The organism is Methylobacterium sp. J-048, assembly GCF_022829515.1.
GTDB lineage: Bacteria > Pseudomonadota > Alphaproteobacteria > Rhizobiales > Beijerinckiaceae > Methylobacterium.
On sequence record NZ_JAKSYL010000048.1, the window covers coordinates 20,319 to 42,275 of the forward strand.

General features: G+C 67.9%; 19 protein-coding genes. 8 read left to right on the top strand and 11 right to left on the bottom strand.

All coding sequences use genetic code 11. From position 1 onward, the window contains the following. Nucleotides 1-365 precede the first annotated feature (365 nt). Nucleotides 366-2,345 (bottom strand): acyl CoA:acetate/3-ketoacid CoA transferase, encoded by a 1,980-nt coding sequence (locus tag MKL09_RS01940; RefSeq protein WP_244017448.1) that lies wholly within the window; start codon nt 2,343-2,345, stop codon nt 366-368. Between the two features lie 80 nt (nt 2,346-2,425). Here MKL09_RS01940 and MKL09_RS01945 point away from each other — a divergent pair, with 80 nt between their 5' ends. From MKL09_RS01945 to MKL09_RS01955, 3 genes are all read left to right on the top strand, one after another. After that, a complete protein-coding gene (locus tag MKL09_RS01945; RefSeq protein ID WP_244017450.1) occupies nt 2,426-2,677 on the top strand; it encodes a hypothetical protein in 252 nt (83 codons plus the stop codon). 170 nt (nt 2,678-2,847) lie between these two features. Next, nucleotides 2,848-4,791 (top strand): cytochrome C oxidase Cbb3, encoded by a 1,944-nt coding sequence (locus MKL09_RS01950; RefSeq protein ID WP_244017452.1) that lies wholly within the window; start codon nt 2,848-2,850, stop codon nt 4,789-4,791. Between the two features lie 20 nt (nt 4,792-4,811). Then, nucleotides 4,812-5,657 carry an oxidoreductase gene (locus MKL09_RS01955; protein WP_244017454.1) on the top strand — a complete coding sequence of 282 codons (846 nt, stop codon included), beginning with the start codon at nt 4,812-4,814 and terminating at the stop codon, nt 5,655-5,657. A gap of 212 nt (nt 5,658-5,869) precedes the next feature. On the opposite strand, the gene MKL09_RS01960 is transcribed toward MKL09_RS01955, so the two are convergent. The 9 genes from MKL09_RS01960 to urtA all read right to left on the bottom strand — a co-directional run bounded on the left by MKL09_RS01960 (nt 5,870) and on the right by urtA (nt 14,744). Then, nucleotides 5,870-6,439 carry a ClpP family protease gene (locus tag MKL09_RS01960; RefSeq protein ID WP_244017456.1) on the bottom strand — a complete coding sequence of 190 codons (570 nt, stop codon included), beginning with the start codon at nt 6,437-6,439 and terminating at the stop codon, nt 5,870-5,872. Between the two features lie 27 nt (nt 6,440-6,466). Continuing rightward, nucleotides 6,467-7,522 carry an aliphatic amidase gene (locus MKL09_RS01965; protein WP_244017458.1) on the bottom strand — a complete coding sequence of 352 codons (1,056 nt, stop codon included), beginning with the start codon at nt 7,520-7,522 and terminating at the stop codon, nt 6,467-6,469. Nucleotides 7,523-7,605: 83 nt separating this feature from the next. Continuing rightward, the gene (locus MKL09_RS01970; protein ID WP_244017460.1) at nt 7,606-7,923 is read right to left on the bottom strand and encodes an FmdB family zinc ribbon protein; all 318 of its coding nucleotides are present in this window, start codon (nt 7,921-7,923) and stop codon (nt 7,606-7,608) included. A 192-nt stretch (nt 7,924-8,115) separates the two neighbouring features. Continuing rightward, nucleotides 8,116-9,345 (bottom strand): formamidase, encoded by a 1,230-nt coding sequence (gene fmdA / locus MKL09_RS01975; protein ID WP_244017462.1) that lies wholly within the window; start codon nt 9,343-9,345, stop codon nt 8,116-8,118. Between the two features lie 229 nt (nt 9,346-9,574). After that, nucleotides 9,575-10,339 (bottom strand): urea ABC transporter ATP-binding subunit UrtE, encoded by a 765-nt coding sequence (gene urtE / locus MKL09_RS01980; protein ID WP_244017464.1) that lies wholly within the window; start codon nt 10,337-10,339, stop codon nt 9,575-9,577. Between the two features lie 2 nt (nt 10,340-10,341). Continuing rightward, nucleotides 10,342-11,127, bottom strand: a complete 786-nt coding sequence (gene urtD, locus MKL09_RS01985) for an urea ABC transporter ATP-binding protein UrtD (protein WP_244017465.1) — start codon at nt 11,125-11,127, stop codon at nt 10,342-10,344. A 7-nt stretch (nt 11,128-11,134) separates the two neighbouring features. Beyond that, nucleotides 11,135-12,319 (bottom strand): urea ABC transporter permease subunit UrtC, encoded by a 1,185-nt coding sequence (gene urtC / locus MKL09_RS01990; RefSeq protein ID WP_244017467.1) that lies wholly within the window; start codon nt 12,317-12,319, stop codon nt 11,135-11,137. A gap of 10 nt (nt 12,320-12,329) precedes the next feature. After that, nucleotides 12,330-13,256 carry an urea ABC transporter permease subunit UrtB gene (urtB, locus tag MKL09_RS01995; RefSeq protein WP_058191212.1) on the bottom strand — a complete coding sequence of 309 codons (927 nt, stop codon included), beginning with the start codon at nt 13,254-13,256 and terminating at the stop codon, nt 12,330-12,332. A 219-nt stretch (nt 13,257-13,475) separates the two neighbouring features. Beyond that, nucleotides 13,476-14,744 carry an urea ABC transporter substrate-binding protein gene (urtA, locus tag MKL09_RS02000; RefSeq protein ID WP_244017469.1) on the bottom strand — a complete coding sequence of 423 codons (1,269 nt, stop codon included), beginning with the start codon at nt 14,742-14,744 and terminating at the stop codon, nt 13,476-13,478. A 254-nt stretch (nt 14,745-14,998) separates the two neighbouring features. Between urtA and MKL09_RS02005 the strand changes: the two genes are divergently transcribed. From MKL09_RS02005 to MKL09_RS02020, 4 genes are all read left to right on the top strand, one after another. Next, on the top strand, nt 14,999-18,373 hold the full coding sequence (locus tag MKL09_RS02005; RefSeq protein WP_244017470.1) for an ATP-binding protein: 3,375 nt from the start codon (nt 14,999-15,001) through the stop codon (nt 18,371-18,373). Beyond that, nucleotides 18,366-19,286: a response regulator transcription factor gene (locus MKL09_RS02010; RefSeq protein WP_244017472.1), complete on the top strand. Its 921-nt coding sequence runs from the start codon at nt 18,366-18,368 to the stop codon at nt 19,284-19,286. The genes MKL09_RS02005 and MKL09_RS02010 overlap by 8 nt, the downstream gene beginning before the upstream one ends. A gap of 106 nt (nt 19,287-19,392) precedes the next feature. Further along, complete coding sequence (locus MKL09_RS02015) at nt 19,393-19,656, top strand: hypothetical protein (RefSeq protein ID WP_244017474.1); 264 nt, start codon at nt 19,393-19,395, stop codon at nt 19,654-19,656. A gap of 17 nt (nt 19,657-19,673) precedes the next feature. Then, a complete protein-coding gene (locus tag MKL09_RS02020; RefSeq protein WP_244017477.1) occupies nt 19,674-20,069 on the top strand; it encodes a DUF6894 family protein in 396 nt (131 codons plus the stop codon). Between the two features lie 244 nt (nt 20,070-20,313). Here MKL09_RS02020 and MKL09_RS02025 read toward each other — a convergent pair whose 3' ends face one another. Then, complete coding sequence (locus tag MKL09_RS02025) at nt 20,314-20,757, bottom strand: DUF488 family protein (protein ID WP_244017479.1); 444 nt, start codon at nt 20,755-20,757, stop codon at nt 20,314-20,316. A gap of 313 nt (nt 20,758-21,070) precedes the next feature. Here MKL09_RS02025 and MKL09_RS02030 point away from each other — a divergent pair, with 313 nt between their 5' ends. Further along, a complete protein-coding gene (locus MKL09_RS02030; RefSeq protein WP_244017504.1) occupies nt 21,071-21,841 on the top strand; it encodes a glycoside hydrolase family 25 protein in 771 nt (256 codons plus the stop codon). Nucleotides 21,842-21,957 lie beyond the last annotated feature (116 nt).

Genomic DNA, 21,957 nt, shown 5'->3' on the forward strand with positions numbered 1-21,957 from the left:
CAGCAATTCAGGCGAGACGCGACGTGCTCTCCCCCCCCTTGCGGGGTGGAGCTGGAGGTGGGGGTGGTTCAGAAGGTACCGTTAGGCTCGATCCTGCACCACCCCCACCCCCGACCCCTCCCCGCAAGGGGGCGGGGAAAGCGCCAGTTTTTCAAGCGTTGGCGTCAAGTGCAGACGTGTGAACCTGTTGGCGAAACGTCCCGAACGCGACCCATCCCAACACCTTGAAAGGGCTGGGCTGCAAGGCCAAGGTCTAGTTGCCACCGATAGCGGCCATTCGAATGGTCAAGCTGGTCGGGTCCAAATCCGAAAAGGGCCCACCAAAAGGCGATTGCCGGCTTTTGGGGTGAGGCCGCATCGATCCCCTAAGCCGCCGAGGCGACCGCGGGCGAGATCCGCTTGCGCGCCTTCTGATCGGTGCTGCCTAGGAAGGCCTGGGCCTCCTCCTTGCGCTCGAACACGTGGGGGGCGACGCCGCGCCTGGTCAGCGCCTCCTCCATCTTCAGGCGCAGGAACGCGCTCGTGACGTAGCGGGTCGTGGTCGCGTAGTAGTTCGCCTGGAGATACTGGATCATCCCGGCATAATCGTCGATCAGGTTCTCGTTGAGCCGGAAGCCGTCGTGGTTGATCACGGCGTTGACCCGCTGGCCGGCCTTGCGGCAGGCTCCGACGATGGTCATGCGCAACTCGTCCATGTCGCTCTTCACCCGGCAATACCAGCCTTCGAGATTGATGAAGAGGATGTTGCGCTCGCCGTCGTAGCTGATGCGCGAGGCCAGATCGAGGTTGAGCAGGTCCGAGAGCAGCTCCATCGGTTCGTCGCGGAAAATGCGCGGATCCATCGGCACCGGATTGCGCACCACCGGCTTGAAATCCATGTGGGCGAGGATGTCGCGCTCGATGTCGATGCCCGGCGCCACCTCGACCAGCTCGAGGCCGTCGGTGGTGAGCTGGAATACGCAGCGCTCGGTCACGTAGAGGACCGGTTGCGCCCGCTCGACCGCGTAGGGCCCCGAGAAGGTGTTCTGCTGCACCTGGGCGACGAACTTGCGAGACCGGCCCTCGCTGATGATCCGGACCACACCGTCGTCGACGGCGATCTCCAGCCCGCCCGCCGTGAACGTCCCGGCGAACACCACCGTGCGGGCGTTCTGCGAGATGTTGATGAAGCCGCCGCAGCCGTTGAGCTTGCCGCCGAACTTCGAGGTGTTGACGTTGCCGGCCGCGTCGCACTCGGCCATGCCGAGACAGGTCATGTCGAGGCCGCCGCCGTCGTAGAAGTCGAACATCTGGTTCTGGTCGATGATGCAGTCGGCGTTGGTGGCCGCGCCGAAGCTGGAGCCCGAGGCCAGCACCCCGCCGACCGCGCCGGCCTCGGTGGTCAGGGTGATGTAGGGGGTGATCTTCTCCTCATTGGCCACCGAGGAGATGCCCTCCGGCGCGCCGACCCCGAGATTGACCACGCCGTTCGGCGGCAGCTCGAAGGCGGCCCGGCGGGCGATGATCTTGCGCTCGTTGAGCGGCATCCGCTTGATGCCGGTGACGGGGACGCGGATCTCGCCGGCGAGCGCGGCGTCGTGCATGACGCCGTAATTCATCCGATGCATCTCGGGCTCGGCGACCACGACGCAATCGACCAGGATGCCCGGTACGCGCACGTCCTTGGGCAGCAGGTAGCCGTCCTCGACGATGCGCTCGACCTGGGCGATGACGATGCCGCCGTTGTTGCGCGCGGCCATGGCCTGGGCCAAGCAATCGAGGGTCAGCGCCTCCTTCTCGTAGGAGAGGTTGCCCGACGGGTCGGCCGAGGTGGCGCGGATGAACGCCACGTCGATCTTGGTGGCGGTGTAGAACAGCCACTCCTCGCCATCGACCTCGACCAGCTTGACGATGTCCTCCGTGGTCAGGGTGTTGACCTTGGCGCCGCCGTGGCGCGGATCGACATAGGTCTGCAGCCCGACCTTCGAGAACAGCCCGGGCTGGCCGGCGGCGCAGGCCCGGTAGAGCTGCGAGATCACCCCCTGGGGTAGGTTGTAGCCGCGGATCAGGTTGTTCTGCGCGGCCTGCGCAACCTTCGGCATCCGGCCGAAATTGGCCGCGATCACCCGCGCGAGCAGGCCGTCATGGTGCAGGCGGCCGGTGCCGAGACCTTTGCTGTCGCCCGCGCCGGCGGTCATGATCAGGGTCAGGCCCCGGGGCGATCCGGTCTCGACGAAGCGCTTCTCCAAGGCGGCGTGCAGCGCCTCCGGGATGCAGCTCTGGACGAAGCCCGTGGTGGTCACGACGTCGTTCACGCGGATCAGCGCGATCGCCTCGTCCGCCGTGATGACCTTGTTCTTCCGCATGAAGCCCACGATCCTCCCTCCGGCCCGGATGTCCGGCCGACCCTGGGGCCGTCCGTCCCCAGGTCTGTTACCGGCCGGTCGTGCGCAGCCTTCAGGCTTCCGATCGCACGCCGAACCAAGTTCTGCCGGCCATCACTGCTGCGCCGCATCAAAGAATTGCGGCATTGCAGTACATGCAGGTCCGTTACATCATGCTACCCCATAATGTGCCGACCGTGCTGCTGAAAAACTCTTTGGCTGACGATCAGAAAAATTGCGTGGTCTCCCCGCCGATGACGGGAGGTCGCGGAACGCGCCGCGCGCATCCTTGGCGACATGCCCGGGTCGCGTGAATCCTCCGCCCGTCGGGATCGCGCCTCGCGCCGTCGCCGGCTGGTGTCGCGAACGTGACGCCTGGTCTCGCCCGCCGGGGTGAACCTCGGCGACGGACATCCGTTGATCGCCGGCCGCCGCTCCCCGCATGCCCGCAGGCCGGACCGGCCACGGATATCGAAGACTGTCCATGGGTTGGCCCCGCCGCATCCTCCTCGTCGCCGGCGTCGCGACCATCGCGGCCGGCGCCACGCTCGGTCTCGGCCGGTTCAGCTACGCGCCGATGCCGGACCGGGCCGACCTGCTGAACCCCGACCGCTACCCGATCCAGACCGCCTTCGACATCCTCGGGCGCCGGGTCTCGCGCGCGGAGGCGGACCGGCTGAACGGAACCGAGGCCGGCCGGAAGGAACTCTCGGCCGCCAGCGGCGCGGTGGCGATCGATCCCGCCATGGTCGAGCGCGGGCGGCAAGCCTTCTACCAGGAGACGTTCGGCAACGAGGTGTTCCTTACCGACGTGATGGGCATGCTCGACGGTGGCCTGACGCCCACCCAGGTCGCCCTCGCGGTGGCCAAGCTCGGCGGGCAGGGCACCACCAACCTGCAGGTCGCCATGGCCCGGGACATGCGCGTCGGCGACCGCACCTACCGTACGGGCGAGCTGGTCCCGACCGGGCTCGACGTGCCGAAGGGCGGCGCCTTCATCATCGGGATCAAGACCTTCTCCGACCGGGGCCATCTGCGCATGGGCATCACCTGCGCGCTCTGCCACGCCGCGGTCGATCCCGGCACCGGCGAGGTCGTCGAGGGGGCGCCCAACACCGATCTCAATGCCGGGCTCCTGATGGCGCTGGCCAGGAATTCCTCCGCCTACTTCATGCACGCCAGCGTCGCGCAGGCGGATCCTCCGCAAGCGGGCGACACCGGCGTCGGGCCGGACCTGCCGGACGCGGAGGCGGTCGAGGCCGCCACCAAGGTCCAGGTCGCGAGCTGGCCGCCGGGCAGCTTCGATTCCTCGGCCGACCGGGTGACCAACCCGACCTCGATCCCGTCGAGCTTTTCCGCCCACGGCGAGCCGTACAGCTGGAGCGGCCGCGAGGCGATCGGGCCGTTCGCCGGCCTGTCCTCGCTGAACAACAACGTCCACGCTGCCAATTCCGACACGACCCAGCTTGCCGCCGCCGCGCCCTGGCTGTTCGGCATGGAGCCTGAGACCTATCTCGGCATCGTCCTGCGCGGCGCGGCCACCGAGTCCTTCCGGTACAGGCCCGGCGAGGCCCGCAAGCCCTCCGAGGTGCTGCGCAGCGTCGATCCGACGCCGGCCTCCCCCGGGCTCAACAGCTACGCGGTGCTGCCGACCTATCCGGCGACCAACTACGTCACCGACAACGGCCTGTTCACCTCCGTGCCCGGGGAGCCGGTCAACCACGCCAACAACGCCATGTCGGCCTTCCAGAACCTGCTGCACCCGCCGGCCGCCAAGCAGTATCCCGACGCCGTGCAGGCCGGTCGCGCCGTGTTCGAGAAAGCCGGCTGCGGCGCCTGCCATTCCGGCCCCGCGCTGACCGACCATCGGATCATCCCGGCCGCCGAGATCGGCACCGAGCCGACCCGGGCCAGGGCCGGGGCCAAGATGGAGGCGCGGCTGTCGCCCCCGAGCCTGTTCGCGACAGATACGCCGTTCCCGCAGCCCGCCGATCCGGTGATCGTGCCGGTGCCGCTGGCCGGCGACGCGCTCGCCCAGGTCCAGCTCGCTTGGGGGCAGGGGGGCACCGAAGGCGGCTACAAGGTTCCGAACCTCGTCGGGCTGGCCTGGACGGCGCCCTACCTGCACGATTCGGGAATCGCGGTCGGTCCCGATCCGGCGACGCAGCTCGGCGTTCCGGGCACCTTGTACCGCGGCGTCGCCCCCGATCCCGCGAACAGCCTTCGCGGCCTGATCGACCGGGATCTGCGCGCCAAGGTCGTCGCCGCGAATAAAGCGTCGGATACGGCGCGCATCGCGCGCGTTACCGGCGAAGGCCACGCCTACTGGGCGGATGCCGGCTCCGGCGTCTCGCGCCAGGACCAGGATTCGCTGATTGCCTACCTGCTGTCGATCGATACGCTGACCGAGCCGGCGGCGACGCCCTGATCAGAACGGAACGAATCACCATGGCAACTCCCCAACCGGTCTGGTTCATCACCGGCTGTTCCACGGGCTTCGGCCGGGAACTTGCCAGGCTGGTCATCGCCCGGGGCTGGCGGGCGGTGGTGACGGCCCGCGACCGCGCCAAGGTCGCCGACCTCGCCGAGGGCGCTCCCGACCGGGTCCTGGCCCTGTCCCTGGACGTCACCGAGTCCAGCCAGATCACGCAGGCGGTGGGCGAGACGGCACAAAAATTCGGACGCATCGACGTCCTCGTCAACAATGCCGGCTACGGCTACCAGGCCTCGATCGAGGAGGGCGAGGACGACAAGATCCGCGCCCAGTTCGACGCCAACGTGTTCGGCCTGTTCGCCCTGACCCGGGCGGTGCTGCCGGTGATGCGGGCGCAGCGCTCCGGCCATATCCTCAACGTCACCTCGGTGGCCGGCTTCGTCGGTTTCCCGGGCTCCGGCTACTACGCCGCCACCAAGCACGCCGTGGAGGGCTTTTCCGACGCGCTCAGTGCCGAGGCCGGGCCGCTCGGCATCAAGGTCACCTGCATCGAGCCCGGCCCGTTCCGCACCGACTGGGCCGGCCGTTCCCTGATTCAGACACCGAGCACGATACCCGACTATGCCGAGACGGCCGGCGCCCGCCTGAAAGCCACGGCCGAGAAGAGCGGCACCCAGGCCGGCGATCCGGTTCGGGCCGGCGAGGCGATGATCCGGATCACCGAGATCGACAACCCGCCGCGCCATCTCGTGCTCGGCGCCTGGGGCTACGAAGCAGTCACGACCCGGCTGAAGCAACGGATCGCGGAGATCGAGGCGTGGCGCGAGACGAGTTTGGGGGCGGATTACCCGGAGGGGTAAGCGTTACCGCGACCGTATCATCGCGGTTGTCGACGGATCGCTTGCCCTACGCCGTCATCGCGAGCGCAGCGAAGCGACCCAGGGCGGCGCGCGATCTCCGAACTTGGCGTATCCCTAGGTTGCTTCGCTGCGCTCGCAATGACGGTGTGGGCTGCGGACGTCCACCTTGCTTGCCGAATTCGGATCCCGTGACGCGATCGAGGGCAGACCCCTCAGATCACCGCCTGGATCAGACCCCGCGCCCTTGCCTCTTCCGCCTCAAGGTACCAATTGGCCGGTGCCTTCTCCAAGACCTCGTCGAGGGTCACGTCGGAGCCCTGGATCAGGTTGGAAAACCCCTCGTTCTGGATCACGATCGAGCATTCGATCTCGTGGAGCGTCGCCTTCACGGCGGCGATGCAGGTGGTGAGCGGCCCCTGGACGTGGAGCTGCTTGTTCATCTTGCGCTCGTGGATCATCAGCCGCGTGCCCCGGGTCAGGTAGCGGTTGGGCCGGGCGAAGAAGCTCATGAAGGTGGTACCGGCCGAGTAGATCGCCGCCTTGCCGAGGAAGACGAAGCGCCGGTCCGGGCTCATCTCGCTGTGGTAGCGGATGTCCTCGCCCATCATCCGGGCGACCTCCGGGTCGCCGCCCAGCGTCGAGAGCTCGACCACGACGATCGCGCGCTCGCCGGCATTGGCGAACTGCCGGCGGAACTCCTTGTACATGTCGTAGTCAACCGGGCCCGACAGCAGCACGGCGGGGCTGCGGAACGCGGTCGGGCCGAGGGGGGGCGTGTCCATGGGTTCTTCTGATCCGTTCCCGTGATCTCAGCGGACCGGGTCTGGCGCACCCTGGCCCTTGCCGACGAACGGGATGCCCTCGATCGGGCATTCCTCGGTGCCGACGCTCTGGCGGGTAATGGCGCGAACGGCGTCGCGGGTTCCGTCGGGATCCTCGATCCAGCGCCGGTAGAACTCGTAGGGGCATTCCGACAGCCCGTGCCGGTTCTCCTTGGAGTTGATCATGCCGGTATAGCCGCGGTGCAGCAGCTTGAAGAGGTGGTTCTCGGATTGGCCGTGGGCGCGGAAATCCCGGATCAGGAATTTTGAGAGCGCGGCGTACTGGATGCCCATCTCCTCCTCGCCGCACTCGCCGAGGGTGCGGCCGTCGAAGCCGATGATCGCGGAATGGCCGAAATAGGTGTAGACGCCGTCGAACCCGGCGGCGTTCGACACCGCTACGTAGACGTTGTTGGCAAACGCCATCGCCTTCGAGATCACGATCTGCTGCTCTTTGGCCGGGTACATGTAGCCCTGGCAGCGGATGATCAGCTCGGCGCCGCGCATGGCGCAGTCGCGCCAGATCTCGGGATAATTGCCGTCGTCGCAGATGATCAAGCTGATCTTCAGGCCCTTCGGCCCGTCCGACACGTAGGTGCGGTCGCCCGGATACCAGCCCTCGATCGGCGTCCAGGGCATGATCTTGCGGTACTTCTGCACGATCTCGCCCTGGTCGTTCATCAGGATCAGGGTGTTGTAGGGTGCCTTGTTCGGGTGCTCCTCATGGCGCTCGCCGGTGAGCGAGAACACGCCCCAGACCTTGGCCTCCCGGCAGGCCGCCGCGAACACCTCGGTCTCCGCGCCCGGCACCGAGGAGGCGGTCTCGTACATCTCGGCGGCGTCGTACATGATGCCGTGGGTCGAGTATTCGGGGAAGATCACCAGGTCGAGACCGGGCAGGCCGGTCTTCATGCCGATGATCATCTTGCCGATCGCCTTGGCGTTCTCCAGCACCTCGGCGCGGGTATGGAGCCGCGGCATCTTGTAGTTGACGACGGCGACGCCGACGCTGTCCTGGCTGGACGAGATGTCTCCGTGCATCATGGCGTGGATTCCTCCGAGGATTGTTGTGCCGATAGGCGCTGCTACCCTCCCCCCGCAGAGGGGGGAGGGCTGTTCGCGCCAGGTCAGTGGCTGATCATCCAGGGCCGCGCGCTCGGAAAACTCTTGGCCGCGGCGGGGGCCGAGGCCGCTTTCTTCGGTCCACAGCAGCCGCAGCCGGCGCCGTGGCCCGAGGAGCGCCGCGGCGCGTGGCGGCTGCGCTCGTTGGTGGCGTGGGCGGCCTTGAGCCCGGCATCCATGCCGGCGATCCGCGGCGCGGTGAGGAAGGCCCGCTGGCAGGCCTCCCCGCAATCCGGGCAGGCGTGCGGATCCTTGAACTCCGCCATCGGCCGCATGGCGGTGAACGGCCCGCAGGCCGCGCAGGAGTAATCGTAGACGGGCATTTCGAGGCTCCCGGCGATAATCAGAGCGAGGCGGACGCTATCGGAAGGGCGCGGGTCCCCCCCTCCCGTGCGTGAGAGGGACAGGGTGAGGGGTGCGACTTGTCCGGAAAGACCTGGTCCCTCACCCCAACCCTCTCCCGCACGGGAGAGGGGGCAGGTTGGGTCCGCTGAGGCGGCCAGGACGACCCGCCCTCACAGATCCGGCGAGAGCGGCATCTGGATTGAGCCGTCCAAAAACTTCGTCGGCCCGTCGGCGCCGGGATTGATGTCGAACTCGAAGATCTTGGTCGGAATCCACAGGGTGGCGCAGGCATTCGGGATGTCGACCACCCCAGAGATGTGTCCCTGCACCGGCGCCGTGCCGAGGATCGAGTAGGCCTGCGCGCCCGAATAGCCGAACTTCTTCAGGTACTCGATCGCGTTCAGGCAGGCCTGGCGATAGGCGATGTGCACGTCGAGGTAATGCTGGCCGCCGTGCTCGTCGACCGAGATACCCTCGAAGATCAGGTGATCGTCGTATTTCGGGGTGATCGGCGACGGCTTGAAGATCGGGTTCCTGATCCCGTACTTGGCCATGCCGTCCTTGATCAGATCGACCTTGAGATGGACCCAGCCGGCCATCTCGATGGCGCCGCAGAAGGTGATCTCGCCGTCGCCCTGGCTGAAATGCAGGTCGCCCATCGAGAGCCCGGCGCCGGGGACGTAGACCGGGAAGTAGATTTTCGAGCCGCGCGACAGGTCCTTGATGTCGCAATTGCCGCCGTGCTCCCGGGGCGGGACCGTGCGGGCGCCGGTGGCGGCGGCCGCGTCCTTCGCCTCGCCTTTCAACCGGCCCATATGGGCGGTGGGGCCGAAGGGCAGGGTGGCGAGCGCCGGGACCCGCTCCGGGTTGGTGTCGTAGAGCGCCTTCTCGCGGGTGTTCCAAGTCTCCAGCATCTTCGGATCGGGCAGGCAGCCGATCAGGCCGGGATGGATCAGGCCGGGGAAGCGCACGCCCGGCACGTGGCGGGACTTGGTGAACAGGCCCTCGAAGTCCCAGATCGACTTCTGCGCCTGGGGGAAGTGCTCGTCGAGAAAGCCGCCGCCGTTCTTCTTGGAGAAGAAGCCGTTGAAGCCCCACTGGCTCTCGGGCTTGGCGCCGATATCGAGCAGGTCGACCACCAGCAGATCGCCGGGCTCGGCGCCCTCGACCCCGATCGGGCCGGACAGGAAGTGGACGATCGACAGGTCGATGTCGCGCACGTCGTCGGCGGAATCGTTGTTCTTGATGAAGCCGCCGGTCCAGTCGTAGGTCTCGACGATGAAGTCGGCGCCCGGCTTCACGGTGGCGACCATCGGGATGTCCGGGTGCCAGCGGTTGTGCACCATCTCGTTGTCGTAGGCCGATTGCGTCAGATCGACCTTGATCAGCGTCTCGGGCATTTTTTATCACTCCCTGCTGCGATCTTGACTGCCAAGTCTTCACGGACGACCGCGCGGGATTGTCCGGCGCGACACGCCCCCTCTCCCGTTCGGGAGAGGGCTGGGGTGAGGGAGGAGAACCCTCCGGAGAGGGCACGCCCCTCACCCTGTCCCTCTCCCTCAGGAGAGGGGACCCGCGTCCGACCCGGGACCGGGCATTGCCTTCGCTGGCGTCGAAGCCGGCGGATCCTCAGACCGACAGGAACCGGGCGACGGCCGCCTCGTCGATGCCGGCGCGGGGGGCCTCGTGGACGATGGCGCCGTTCTCCAGGACGATCACCCGGTCGGCGACGTCGAGGGCGAAGCTGAGCACCTGCTCCGAGACCACGATGGAGAGGCCGCGGTCGTCGCGGATTTTTTTCAGCGTTCGTCCCATCTCGCGGATGATCGAGGGCTGGATGCCCTCGGTGGGCTCGTCCAGCAGCAGCACCTTCGGCCGGCTGGCGAGCGCCCGGGCAATGGCGAGCTGCTGCTGCTGGCCGCCCGACAGGTTGCCGCCGCGCCGCCCTTTCATCTCCAGCAGCACCGGAAACATGTCGTAGAGGTCCTGCGGCACCTTGCGGGTACCGGTGACCGTCAGGCCGGTCTCGATGTTCTCCTGCACCGTCATGGTGGAAAAAATCATCCGGCCCTGCGGCACGTAGGCGAGGCCCCGGGCGACCCGGGCGTGGCTCTTGAGCGCCGCGACGTCCGTGTCGCCGACCCGGATCGCCCCGGATTTCACCGGCACGAGGCCCATCAGGGTCTTCATCAGGGTGGTCTTGCCCATGCCGTTGCGGCCCATCACGGCGACGATCTCGCCGGGCGCCACCGAGAAGCTGAGCCCGTGCAGGACCTCGCTCTGGCCGTAGGCGGCGTGGAGGTCGTGAACGTCGAGCGCCGGGGCCGCGTCCGGGATCGCGATGCGCGGGGGCGCCGTGGCGAGGGGCGGGTGCGCAGTCTGGAGCGAGGCCATGGTCAATGTCCCAGATACACTTCGATGACCTTCGGGTCGTTCTTGACCCGCTCCATCGAGCCTTCGGAGAGCACCTTGCCCTGGTGGAGCACGGTCACCCGGTGGGCGATGTCCTCGACGAACTTCATGTCGTGCTCGATCACCAGCACCGAGCGGCCCTTGATGATCTGGTTGAGCAGCTCGGCGGTCTTGATCCGTTCGCCGACGCTCATCCCGGCCACCGGCTCGTCGAGCATCAGCAGTTCCGGGTCCTGGATCAGTAGCATGCCGATCTCGAGCCACTGCTTCTGGCCGTGACTGAGGAACTCGGCCCGCTCCTTGAGCTGATCCTTCAAAAAGATCGTCTGGGCGATCTCGTGGATCCGATCGCGGACCTCGGCGTCGCGCTTGAAGGTCAGGGCTCCGAACACCGAGCGCCCGCGCGGGAACGAGATCTCCAGGTTCTCGAACACCGTGAGGTCGTCGTAGATCGACGGCGTCTGGAACTTGCGGCCGACCCCGGCCTGCACGATCGCGCTCTCGGAGAGCTTGGTCAGCTCCTGGCCCTTGTACTTGATCGAGCCGGTGCTGGCCTTGGTGCGCCCGCAGATCAGGTCGAGCACCGTGGTCTTGCCGGCGCCGTTCGGGCCGATGATCACCCGGATCTCGTCCGGGTCGACGTAGAACGACACGTCGTTGACCGCCTTGAAGCCGTCGAACGAGACCGTCAGCGCTTCGACGGCGAGGAGGTAGTCGGCCGGAACCGCCTCGGCGCCGACCACGGGGGAGGAGAGGATCGCGGCGTTCATGATGTCCTCACTCGGCCGGAGCGCCAACGGGCGCACTTTGGGGCGGGGCGATGGCGGGCGGGGGTGCCCGCAGCCCCTTCACCCGACGGGTCAGGCGGGGCTCGATCTGCTCGCGCCAGATGCCGGCGAGACCGTTCGGGAAGGCGAGCACCACCGCGATGAACAGGGCGCCGAGGCCGAACAGCCAGAGGTCGGGGAAGCTTTCGGAGAAGCTGGTCTTGGCCCAGTTGACCAGCAGCGTGCCCCAGACTGCGCCGAACAGGGACAGGCGCCCGCCGACCGCGGCGTAGATCACCATCTCGATCGACGGCACGATGCCGACGAAGGAGGGCGACATGAACCCGACCTGCAGGGTGAACATCGCCCCGCCGATCGCCGCGAAGCCGGCCGCCAGGCAGAAGGCGAAGACCTTGAAGCCGGCCACCGAGTAGCCCGAGAACCGGACCCGGTCCTCCTTGTCGCGCATGGCGACCAGGATCCGGCCGAGCTTCGACTTCTTCACATACTGCGCCGCCAGGATGCAGGCGATGAGCAAGCCGCCGTTAACGAAGTACAGGATCACCTTGGCGTGGTCGGTGCGGATGTCCCAGCCGTGGAGGGTGCGCAGATCGGTGATGCCGTTGATGCCGCCGGTATAGCCCTGCTGGCCGACGATCAGGATCGTCAGGATCGCGGCGATCGCCTGGGTGATGATCGCGAAATAGGTGCCGCCGACCCGGCGCTTGAACATCGCGTAGGAGATGATCAGCGCGAACAGGACCGGGACCGCCACCACCAGGATCAGGGTCAGCGGCAGGCTCTTGAACGGCAGCCAGAACCACGGCACTTCGGTGATCTGGTTCCAGTCCATGAAGTCCGGGATGCCCGGCGTCGATTGAATTTTCGTATTTGCGACACTCGAAGCCTCGAGCTTCAGGTACATCGCCATGCAATACCCGCCCAAGCCGAAGAAGACGCCCTGGCCGAGGGACAGAATACCGGCATAGCCCCAGCAGATCACCAGCCCGAGGGCCACGAACGCGTAGGTCAGGTACTTGCCGACGAGGTTGAGGCGGAAGCCGTCGAGCGCCAGCGGCAGCACCACCAGGATCACCCCGGCGAGCAGAGCCAAGCTCAGCCACTCCACCGGCTTCATGAACGGGTTGTCGTTGACGGTGACCGACTTGGTCAGGGTCTGGACCGGATTGGTCATCGGGAAATCCTCAGCGCCGGACCTTGAGGGTGAAGAGGCCCTGCGGCCGCAACATCAGGATGCCGACCACCGCGAGCAGGGTGATCACCTTGGCCATCGAGCCGGAGAGGAAAAACTCCAGGGTCGATTGCGTCTGCGAGATCGAGAAGGCCGACGCGATGGTGCCCAAGAGGCTTGCGGCGCCGCCGAACACGACGATCAGGAAGGTGTCGACGATGTAGAGCTGGCCCGAGGTCGGCCCGGTCGAGCCGATCATCGTGAAGGCCGAGCCGGCGACGCCGGCGATGCCGCAGCCGAGGCCGAACGTGTAGCGGTCGACCTTCTCGGTATCGATGCCCACGGCGCCAGCCATGGCGCGGTTGGCCATCACGGCCCGGACCTGCTGGCCGAAGCGCGAGCGATAGATCAGCAGGGCGACGCTCACGGTGATCAGGATGGTGATGGCCATCACGAACAGGCCGTTGACCGGGATCTCGATCGTGTCGGTGACCTGCACCGACCCGATCAGCCAGGATGGCAGCTCGACGCCGACTTCGCGGGCGCCGAAGATCGAGCGGTAGGCCTGCTGCAGGATCAGCGACAGGCCCCAGGTGGCGAGCAGGGTGTCGAGCGGGCGCTTGTAGAGGAACCGGATCAGGCTCCACTCCACCAGCATGCCGAGCGCCCCGGAGGCGAGGAACGCCAGCCCCATCGCGACGAAGAAGTAGACCGGGAACAGCGCCGGCAGGTAGCTCTGGCAGAACGCAGAGCAGAGATAGGTGACGTAGGCCCCGAGGATCATGAACTCCCCGTGGGCCATGTTGATCACGCCCATCTGCCCGAAGATGATCGCCAGCCCCAGCGCCATCAGCAGGTAGACCGAGAACAGGATCAGGCCGGCGAAGCCCTGCATGGCGAAGATCGCGCCGAGATCACCCAAAGAGTATTCGCCGAGCATGATCCTGTATCTCCGATCCGACTTGCGTCTCGCCGCCGGCGAGCGCCCGTGGTCCCATCCAACCACCTCATCCTGAGGTGCCGAAGCGCAGCGGAGGCCTCGAAGGAGGGCTCCAGAAGTCTCGGTGGGTGCTGGAGGGCTCCTTCGAGGCAGGGCGATCCATGATCGCCCTGCACCTCAGGATGAGGTTGCGTCTTGGCGGCGCCTGACTGGCGGCGACTACTGGTAGCCCTTCGGGAACGGATCCGGCTTGATCAGCTCCGGGCTGGTGTAGACGATCTCGAACTGGCCGTCGGGCTTGGCCTTGCCGACCCGGGTCTTCGACCAGAGGTGGTGGTTCTCGTCGATCCGGACGTAGCCTTCCGGCGCGCCCTTGAACTCCAGGCCCGGCGAGGCGGCGACCACCTTGTCGACGTCGAACGAGCCGGCTTTCTCGCAGGCCATCTTCCACAGGAACGGCCCGAGATAAGCCGCCTGGGTAACGTCGCCGATCACGGTCTTCTCGCCCCACATCTTCTTGAAGGCGGCGACGAAGGCCTTGTTGTTCTCGTTGTCGATCGACTGGAAGTACTTCATGCACGCGTAGGCGCCGGCGATGTTCTCGCCGCCGATGCCGTCGATCTCGTCCTCGGTGACCGAGATCGTCATCAGCACCTGCTTGGACAGGTCGATGCCCGCGGCCTTGAGCTGCTTGTAGAACGCCACGTTCGAGCCGCCGACCACGTCGGTGAAGATCACCTTCGGTTTGGTCAGCTTGATCTTGTTGATCACCGAGTTGAACTGGGTATGGCCGAGCGGGAAGTATTCCTCGCCGACGACCTTGCCCTTGAGCACGTTCTCGACGTGCTTGCGGGCGATCTTGTTCGAGGTGCGCGGCCAGATGTAGTCCGAGCCGATGAAGTAGAAGCTGTCGCCGCCCTTCTCCTTGTGGACCCAATCGAGCCCGGCGAGGATCTGCTGCGTCGCCTCCTGGCCGGTGTAGAACACGTTCTTGGACTGCTCCAGGCCCTCGTAGAAGGTCGGATAGTACAGCAGGCCGTTATACTGCTCGAACACCGGCAGCACCGCCTTGCGTGAGGCCGAAGTCCAGCAGCCCATCACGGCGGCGCAATGGTCGTTGACCAGGAGCTTCTTGGCCTTCTCGGCAAAGGTCGGCCAGTCGGAGGCGCCGTCCTCCTGGATGATCTTGATCTTGCGGCCGAGCACGCCGCCGGCCTCGTTGATCTGCGCGATCGCGAGCTTCTCCGCCTCCTGGGCGCCGGTCTCGGAGATCGCCATCGTGCCGGTGACCGAGTGCAGGATGCCGACCGTCACCTCGGTGTCGGTCACCGCGAGGCCCGTGGTGTTCACCGCCGAGGTCGGCGCGGCGGCCCAGGCGCCGCGGGGCATCAAGGCGAGCGCCGGTGCGCCGGCCAGTCCCATCAGCAGCCTGCGCCGCAGCGGGGAGCGCAAGCTATTATCCGCGCCGGTCTCGGTGTCGTCAGCCATCGTGCCTGCCTTAATTCGCGTCCGGGCCTTGAGAAGCGGCTCGGATCGACCAGTCCAGGCTAGGTCTTTGGTTGCACTGCGGCCTATACGATGTTTTGCGTATGGCCGTTCTCTTGCATCGAGCGCACCATCGCGGCGCAGAAGTCTGAGGGATCGTTGGGAGCGAGGGCGGGGAGCGTGGGCGGCGCCCGGGCGCAGGATCGTTCGCGCGCGCGCGTAAACGAGCGCTTCCGCATGCGCCGGACCGGGCGCCGATGAGTGGTCCCCAGCGCATCATCCCGATCCGCCGGGACTACAACCGCTTCGTCGCCGACGAGACGCTGGAGGATTACGCCCTCCGCTTCACCGCCAAGAAGGCGCGGCGTTGGTCCGGATTCCAGGTGGCGCAGACGGCTTTGGGCTCGGTCTCGTTCCTGGCCCTGGAGGCGATCGGCGGGACCCTGGCGCTGACGGCGGGGTTCCCCAACACGCTGGCCGCCGTGCTGGTGGTCGGCCTGATCATCTTCGCCACCGCGGCGCCGATCACGGTCTACGCCGCCCGCTACGGCCTCGACATGGACCTGCTGACCCGGGGCGCCGGGTTCGGCTATCTCGGCTCCACGGTCACGTCGCTGATCTACGCGAGCTTCACGTTCCTGTTCTTCGCCATCGAGGCGGCGATCATGGCCTTGGCGCTGCAGCTCTGCTTCGGGCTGCCGCTGGGCATCGGCTACCTCCTCTGCGCCGCCGCGGTGATTCCCTTGGTGGTCTACGGCATCCGGCTGATCAGCCGCTTCCAGATCTGGACGCAGCCGCTCTGGGTGGCTTTGAGCCTGCTGCCGCTCGTGTTCGTGGCGGCGCAGGGCCCGGAGCCCCTGCACGCGCTGGCGGAGTTTCCGGGGCTCGACGGCGGCGGGGCGGCGTTCGACATCGGCCGGTTCGGGCTCGCCACCGGGGTGCTGCTGGCGCTGCTGGCCCAGGTAGGCGAGCAGGTCGATTTTTTGAGATTTGTCCCCGAGCGGAAAGGCCGGCGGGACTGGCGCTGGTGGCTGGCGGTGCTGTCGGGGGGCGCCGGCTGGATCGTGCCCGGCATGCTCAAGATCCTGCTCGGCGCCGGACTCGCGGTGCTGGCGCTCGGCCACGGCGTCCCGCCCGAGCACGCCGCCGAGCCGACCCGGATGTACGCGGTGGCATTCGGCTACGTCACCGGGGAGGGGGGGCGGGCGGCCCTGCTGCTCACCGGGCTGTTCGTCCTGGTCTCGCAGCTCAAGATCAATCTCACCAACGCCTATGCCGGCTCGATCGCGTGGTCGAATTTTTTCTCCCGGCTGACCCACAGCCATCCGGGGCGCGTGGTCTGGCTGGTGTTCAACGTCGCCATCGCGGTGCTCCTGATGGAGCTCGGCATCGACAAGACCATCGAGAGCACGCTGCCGCTCTACGCCTCCGTGGTCTCGGCCTGGGTCGGGGCGCTGGCCGCCGACCTCGCGGTGAACAAGCCGCTGGGACTCTCGCCCGCCGGCATCGAGTTCAAGCGCGCGCATCTCTACGCGATCAACCCGGTGGGGACCGGGGCGATGGTACTGGCGCTCGCCTTCGGCGGCCTCGCCTATGCCGGCCTCCTCGGCCACGCGCTCCAGCCCTTCGCGCCGCTCCTGACCCTGGCGACCGCCTTCAGTGCGGCGCCGGTGATCGCCTGGGCCACGGCCGGCCGCTGGTACCTCGCCCGGACGCCGAAGCGGGATTGGGGGGCGGGCGAGATCACCTGCCGGGTCTGCGAATTGCCGTTCGAGGGCGAGGACATGGCCCATTGCCCGGCCTACGACGCCCCGATCTGCTCCCTGTGCTGCTCGCTTGATGCCCGCTGCGGCGACCTGTGCAAGCCGCATGGCCGGCTGGAGGCCCAGGCGCAGCAGGCGCTGGGCCGGATCCTGCCGGGCCGCACCGCGGCCTGGATCGGCGCGCCGCTCGGCCGCTACCTGGCGGTCATGCTGACGCTCTGCGCGGTGATCGGCCTGATTCTGGGGATCGTGCATGCCGGCGCGACCATCGCGCATCCCGAGCATCGCGTGGTCCTGCGCTCGGCGCTGACCAGCGTGTTCTTCATCCTGGTGGTGATCCTCGGCGTGGTCGCGTGGCTGTTCGTGCTCGCCCAGGAGAGCCGGCGGGTCGCCCAGTCCGAGACCATGCGCCAGACCGCCCTCTACGAGGCCGAGATCGCCGCCCACAAGCTCACCGACGCCAAGCTGCAGGAGGCCAAGGAGCGGGCCGAGGCCGCCAACCTCGCCAAGAGCCGCTACGTGGTCGGGATCAGCCACGAATTGCGCACGCCGCTCTCCACCGTGCTCGGCTACGCCCAGCTGCTGGAATCCGACCCCGCGATCCCGGCCCCGCGCCTCAACGGCATCCGGGTGATAAGGCGCAGCGCCCAGCACCTCTCTGGGCTGATCGACGGCCTGCTCGACATCTCGCGCATGGAGGCCGGGCGCCTCGAGATCCACCGGGACGAGGTCCGGCTCACCGAGTTCCTCGACCAGCTGGTCGACATGGTCCGGCTCCAGGCCCGGGAAGCGGGCCTCGAATTCCGGTTCTCGCGGCCGGAGATCCTGCCCGCGGTGGTCGCTACCGACGAGAAGCGCCTGCGCCAGGTGCTGCTCAACCTCCTGTCGAACGCGATCAAGTTCACGGAAGCCGGCACCGTCTCCCTGGATCTAAGCTATCGCAGCCAGATCGCGGTGTTCTCGATCCGCGACACCGGCCCGGGCATCCCAGAGGCGGATCTGGCCCGGATCTTCCAGCCGTTCGAGCGGGGCTCGACCCCGGCCGCCCGCAGCACCCCGGGCACGGGGCTCGGGCTCACCATCGCCGACCTGCTGTCGCAGTTGCTCGGCGGCGAGATCACCGTGGCGGCGGCTCCCGGCGGGGGCACCCAGGCGCGGCTGCGGCTAATGCTGGCCTCCGTGGCCCAGCCCGCCCCGATCGTGCTGGCAGCCCCGGCCTCCGCGCCGGAACGGGCCTATGCCGGCGCCCGCCGCACGGTCCTAGTCGCCGACGACGACACCGCCCATCGCGCCCTGATGCGGGCGATCCTGGAACCGCACGGGATTTCCGTGATCGAGGCGGGCTCGGGGCCGGAATGCCTGGCGGCGGTGGCGAAGGGCGGGATCGACCTGATCCTGCTCGATATCGCTATGCCGGGCATGAGCGGCTGGGCCGCCGCCGCGACCCTGCGGGCGGAGGGCCACACGGGGCCGATCGCCATGATGTCGGCCAACGTCCACGAAATCAGCCCGGTGCGCGGCGACGACGCCCCCCACGACGCGATCTTCGCCAAGCCCTTCGACCTGCGCGACGTGCTGGAGCGGATCGGCAAGCTGCTCCATCTCGAATGGACCGACGCGGCGACGCCGTCCCTGCGCGAGCCCGCTCCGGCGTTCGCGGAGATCGGCCATCCCGGATCCGCCCATGTCGGCGAGTTGCTGCGTCTCGGCCGCATCGGCCATATCCGGGCCATCGAGGCCAAGCTCGCCCAGATGGAGGGCGACGCGACGGTCCCGCCCGCCTTCGTGGCCCAGATGCGCGGCCTCGTGGAGGGCTACGATTTGCGCCGCTACCTCTCGGTGCTGCAAGGACTCGCCCGCCATGGCTGAGGCGCCGACCAACCAGCCGAGCCGCGACGTCGTCCTGGTGGTGGACGATTCGCCCGACACGCTGAGCTTCCTCACCGAGGCGATCGAGCGCTCCGGCGCCACCGTGCTGGTGGCGGTCGGCGGCGACCTCGCCCTGGCGCTGGTCGACGAGATCACCCCGGACGTGATCCTGCTCGACGCGATGATGCCCGGCATGGACGGGTTCGAGACCTGCCGGCGGCTCAAGGCCAAGCCGCAGCTCGCCGGGGTGCCGGTGATCTTCATGACCGGCTTGAGCGAGACCGAGCATATCGTGAAGGGCCTGAGCGCCGGCGGGATCGACTACGTCACCAAGCCGATCGCCCCCGACGAGATCCTGGCCCGGATTCGCGTACATCTGGCCAGCGCCCGGGCCGCGCAGAGCGCCCGAGCCGCCCTCGACACCGCCGGGCGCACCCTGTTCGCGGTCTCGGAGGCGGGCGCGGTGCTGTGGTCGACCCCGCAGGCCGGGCGCCTGCTGGCGGGGCTCGACCCCGACCCGTCCGGCACGATCGAACTCCCCGCCCGCGCCCGGGACTGGCTGCGCCTCTGCCTCACCGGCGCCTCGGCCAACGCCCTGACGCTGACCGGCGGCGACGGCACGCCCTACGCCCTCAGCTTCATCGGCCGCACCCCCGATGAGATCCTGCTGCGCCTGTCGCGCGAGGAAGGCTCGGGGGGCGTCGAGCGGCTGCGCGCCCGGCTCCCCGTCACCGGCCGGGAGGCCGAGGTGCTGCTGTGGCTGTCCCGGGGAAAATCGAGCCGCGACATCGGCGAGATTCTGGGATTGAGCCACCGGACCGTGACCAAGCACCTGGAGGGCATCTACGCCAAGCTGGGCGTCGAGAATCGCACCGCCGCCTCGATCATCGCGGCCCGCCATCTCCAGGACTGAAAACCTGTCGGGTTTGTCCACAGGCATCGCTGCATCGCGAAACCGGTTGGTAAGCGGCGTCCCACCACGGTCCCCGCACAGACGAACCAATTCGGGAACGGATGCGATGATGACCAGCCACCAGCTCGCCGACGAACTGAGGCGGGTCGCCACCACGCAGGTCAGCGACATCACCCGGGCGGTCAAGGAAGGCCAGAAGTCGATCGCGCTCAACGAGGTGCGGGACATGGCCCGCCGCCTCAGCCTCCTGGCGGATGCTTTCGACCCGAAATCGGCGGCCGAGAGCAGGGCTGGTATCGGGGCCGACGTCGCTGCCGATGTCGCTGCCGATTTGGGGGCCGAACTGCAGGACGGCGCCCAGGCGGCGTGACGATGGCCGCCTGACGCATGCCGACCGATCCGCCCGGGAACGCCACCATGGTCCGCGCCTATTTCTACATCCGCCTCGATGGGGCCTACCTGGCCGCGCCGACCGCCCAGGACATCGCCGACATGGACGCGGCCCGGGATGCGGCCCGCACCATCGTCCGGGGGCTGATGCGCCAGCACGGCGGCGACCCGCGGCTGCTCGACGCCGCCCTGGTGATCGCCGACGAGGCCGGCACGACGCTGCTGGAGATGTCGTTCCTCGAAGCCCTGTACCTGCCGGTCGAGCCGGTGAACGACCCGAATCGCCGCCGGCCGATCCCGCGGGAGTTCGGGGCCATGCGGACATCCCGCATGCTGTTCAGCGCCGCCATGGCGCCGATCCGGCGTTTTGCCGCCACGCGGGCGATGCGCTGATTTCGATAAGAACTGGCTCTGCCGAGCGTTGCCGGTTTCGCGCCGTCCCTTTCCCGGGCGCGTGGAGCGAGAGCGGAACGCGACCCGGGATCCGGCACAGGACGACGCGAAGCGCCTGATTACGATCGTGCCGCTGCGCGGCGCTTTCTCCGCTGGATCCCGGATCGCCCTCCACTGACGTTCCAGGCGTCCGGGAAAGGCGCGCGCGTTTCGTTCACGCGCGACGGCCAAAGCCGGTGGAAACTCAGCCGAACAGATCGGTCGTCACAAAACCCCTTTCCGCCAGCCGATCGGCCAGGACGCGGCGGTGGCAGCGGGCCGGGTCGCGCTCGAAGCACAGCAGGCAGGTCGGGGCGGCCTCCGCCAGCGCGGCGAGCTCGTCGAGGGCGACGCCGCCGGCCGCCGTGTCGAGCACCTCCTCGCAGTAGATCCGGCGCATCAACGCCGCGTCGTCGGCCCGGGCCGCCTCGCGGCCGGCCTTCGGCGTGCCGAGGCTGCGCAGATGCGCGTAGCCGAGCCCCGCCTCGACGAGCCCGGTCCCGAGCGCGCCCTTCGAGAAGCCGCGCTTGCGCGAGTTCGCCACCGCCCGCACGTCGGCCAGGACGGCGACGCCGGCCGAGCGCAGCGCATCCGTAAGGCGCTCAGGGTCGAGCCCTTCGTAACCTATGGTGAATAATTGCTTGCTCACGGGACCGTGGTGGGACTCGCGTTGCGGGACCGGCACTTAGCCGGATCCGGGCCTGTGAACCAACCGGGGATCGCTGCGGTATGTCGCGGCGGCGCAACGCATCCCGGAATTCCGCCGCAAAGATCGCAAAGCTCCGTTAACTGCGCCAGGGCCATCGATTACCCCTGACTTTGGCGCTTCTTCGGTGGCGGGCTGAACATCGATGGTGCGGGATTACACATTTTCGCAGATGCCGTCCGCCGAGCCGGTCCGGGATGCCGGCCGGCTGAGGACTGTTCGGCGGCTCGCCACCCGGATCTTCGCCGTCGCGGTGATGGCCGGTCTCGCGGCGTGCGCGTCGAACAACGATTTCTACCCGACCAAGGGCGACGCCAAGCCCCATCCGGGCGTGGCCAAGGCCAAGCAGCACCCGATCCAGGGCATCGACATCTCGAAGTGGCAGGGCAACGTCGACTGGGCCTCGGTCCGGGCTGCCGGCACCCAGTTCGCCTTCATCAAGGCGACCGAGGGCGGCGACCACGTCGACGAGCGCTTCCGGACCAACTGGGACAACGCCGCCCGGGCCGGGGTGCCGCGCGGCGCCTACCACTTCGTGTTCTGGTGCCGCTCGGCCCGGGACCAGATGGAGTGGTTCAAGCGCAACGTCCCGAACGACCCCACGGCCCTGCCGCCGGTGCTCGACGTCGAGTGGAACGGCCACTCGCAGACCTGCCCGAAGAAGTTGCCGAAGGCGCAGGCTCTGGCGATGGTCACCGAGATGCTCGAGGAGATGGAGCGCTACACCGGCAAGCGCCCGATCATCTACACCGACATCACCTTCCACAAGGACGTGCTGGAAGGCGAGCTGCCCGACTACCCGCACTGGCTGCGCTCCACCGCGGCGGAGCCGGAGCAGCGCTTCGTCAACCGGAAGTGGATGCTGTGGCAATTCACCTCGACCGGGCGCGTTCCGGGAGTGCAGGGCGATGTCGACCGCAACGCCTTCTACGGCACCCCGTCCGACTGGGCCTCGTTCCTGTCGACCGATTGCGATCCGCGCGAGCACCGGCGGCTCTCGGAACAGGGTTTGTGCACCGACAAATAATTGATCGTGCCCGATAGACTTAAGTTGGTTTGCGAACACAGGCTGGGATATAAGCGTGTCGGGTTCTCCCGCACGCCGGCGGGCCGCTCGACGCGGCTCCTTTCGGGAGCCTCTTC

Coding starts and splice junctions, on each gene's coding strand:
- MKL09_RS01940 (WP_244017448.1), bottom strand. CDS start 2,345: ATGCGGAAGAACAAGGTCATCACGGCGGACGAGGCGATCGCGCTGATC.
- MKL09_RS01950 (WP_244017452.1), top strand. CDS start 2,848: ATGGGTTGGCCCCGCCGCATCCTCCTCGTCGCCGGCGTCGCGACCATC.
- MKL09_RS01955 (WP_244017454.1), top strand. CDS start 4,812: ATGGCAACTCCCCAACCGGTCTGGTTCATCACCGGCTGTTCCACGGGC.
- MKL09_RS01960 (WP_244017456.1), bottom strand. CDS start 6,439: ATGGACACGCCCCCCCTCGGCCCGACCGCGTTCCGCAGCCCCGCCGTG.
- MKL09_RS01965 (WP_244017458.1), bottom strand. CDS start 7,522: ATGATGCACGGAGACATCTCGTCCAGCCAGGACAGCGTCGGCGTCGCC.
- MKL09_RS01970 (WP_244017460.1), bottom strand. CDS start 7,923: ATGCCCGTCTACGATTACTCCTGCGCGGCCTGCGGGCCGTTCACCGCC.
- fmdA (WP_244017462.1), bottom strand. CDS start 9,345: ATGCCCGAGACGCTGATCAAGGTCGATCTGACGCAATCGGCCTACGAC.
- urtE (WP_244017464.1), bottom strand. CDS start 10,339: ATGGCCTCGCTCCAGACTGCGCACCCGCCCCTCGCCACGGCGCCCCCG.
- urtD (WP_244017465.1), bottom strand. CDS start 11,127: ATGAACGCCGCGATCCTCTCCTCCCCCGTGGTCGGCGCCGAGGCGGTT.
- urtC (WP_244017467.1), bottom strand. CDS start 12,319: ATGACCAATCCGGTCCAGACCCTGACCAAGTCGGTCACCGTCAACGAC.
- urtB (WP_058191212.1), bottom strand. CDS start 13,256: ATGCTCGGCGAATACTCTTTGGGTGATCTCGGCGCGATCTTCGCCATG.
- urtA (WP_244017469.1), bottom strand. CDS start 14,744: ATGGCTGACGACACCGAGACCGGCGCGGATAATAGCTTGCGCTCCCCG.
- MKL09_RS02005 (WP_244017470.1), top strand. CDS start 14,999: ATGAGTGGTCCCCAGCGCATCATCCCGATCCGCCGGGACTACAACCGC.
- MKL09_RS02010 (WP_244017472.1), top strand. CDS start 18,366: ATGGCTGAGGCGCCGACCAACCAGCCGAGCCGCGACGTCGTCCTGGTG.
- MKL09_RS02015 (WP_244017474.1), top strand. CDS start 19,393: ATGATGACCAGCCACCAGCTCGCCGACGAACTGAGGCGGGTCGCCACC.
- MKL09_RS02020 (WP_244017477.1), top strand. CDS start 19,674: ATGCCGACCGATCCGCCCGGGAACGCCACCATGGTCCGCGCCTATTTC.
- MKL09_RS02030 (WP_244017504.1), top strand. CDS start 21,071: ATGGCCGGTCTCGCGGCGTGCGCGTCGAACAACGATTTCTACCCGACC.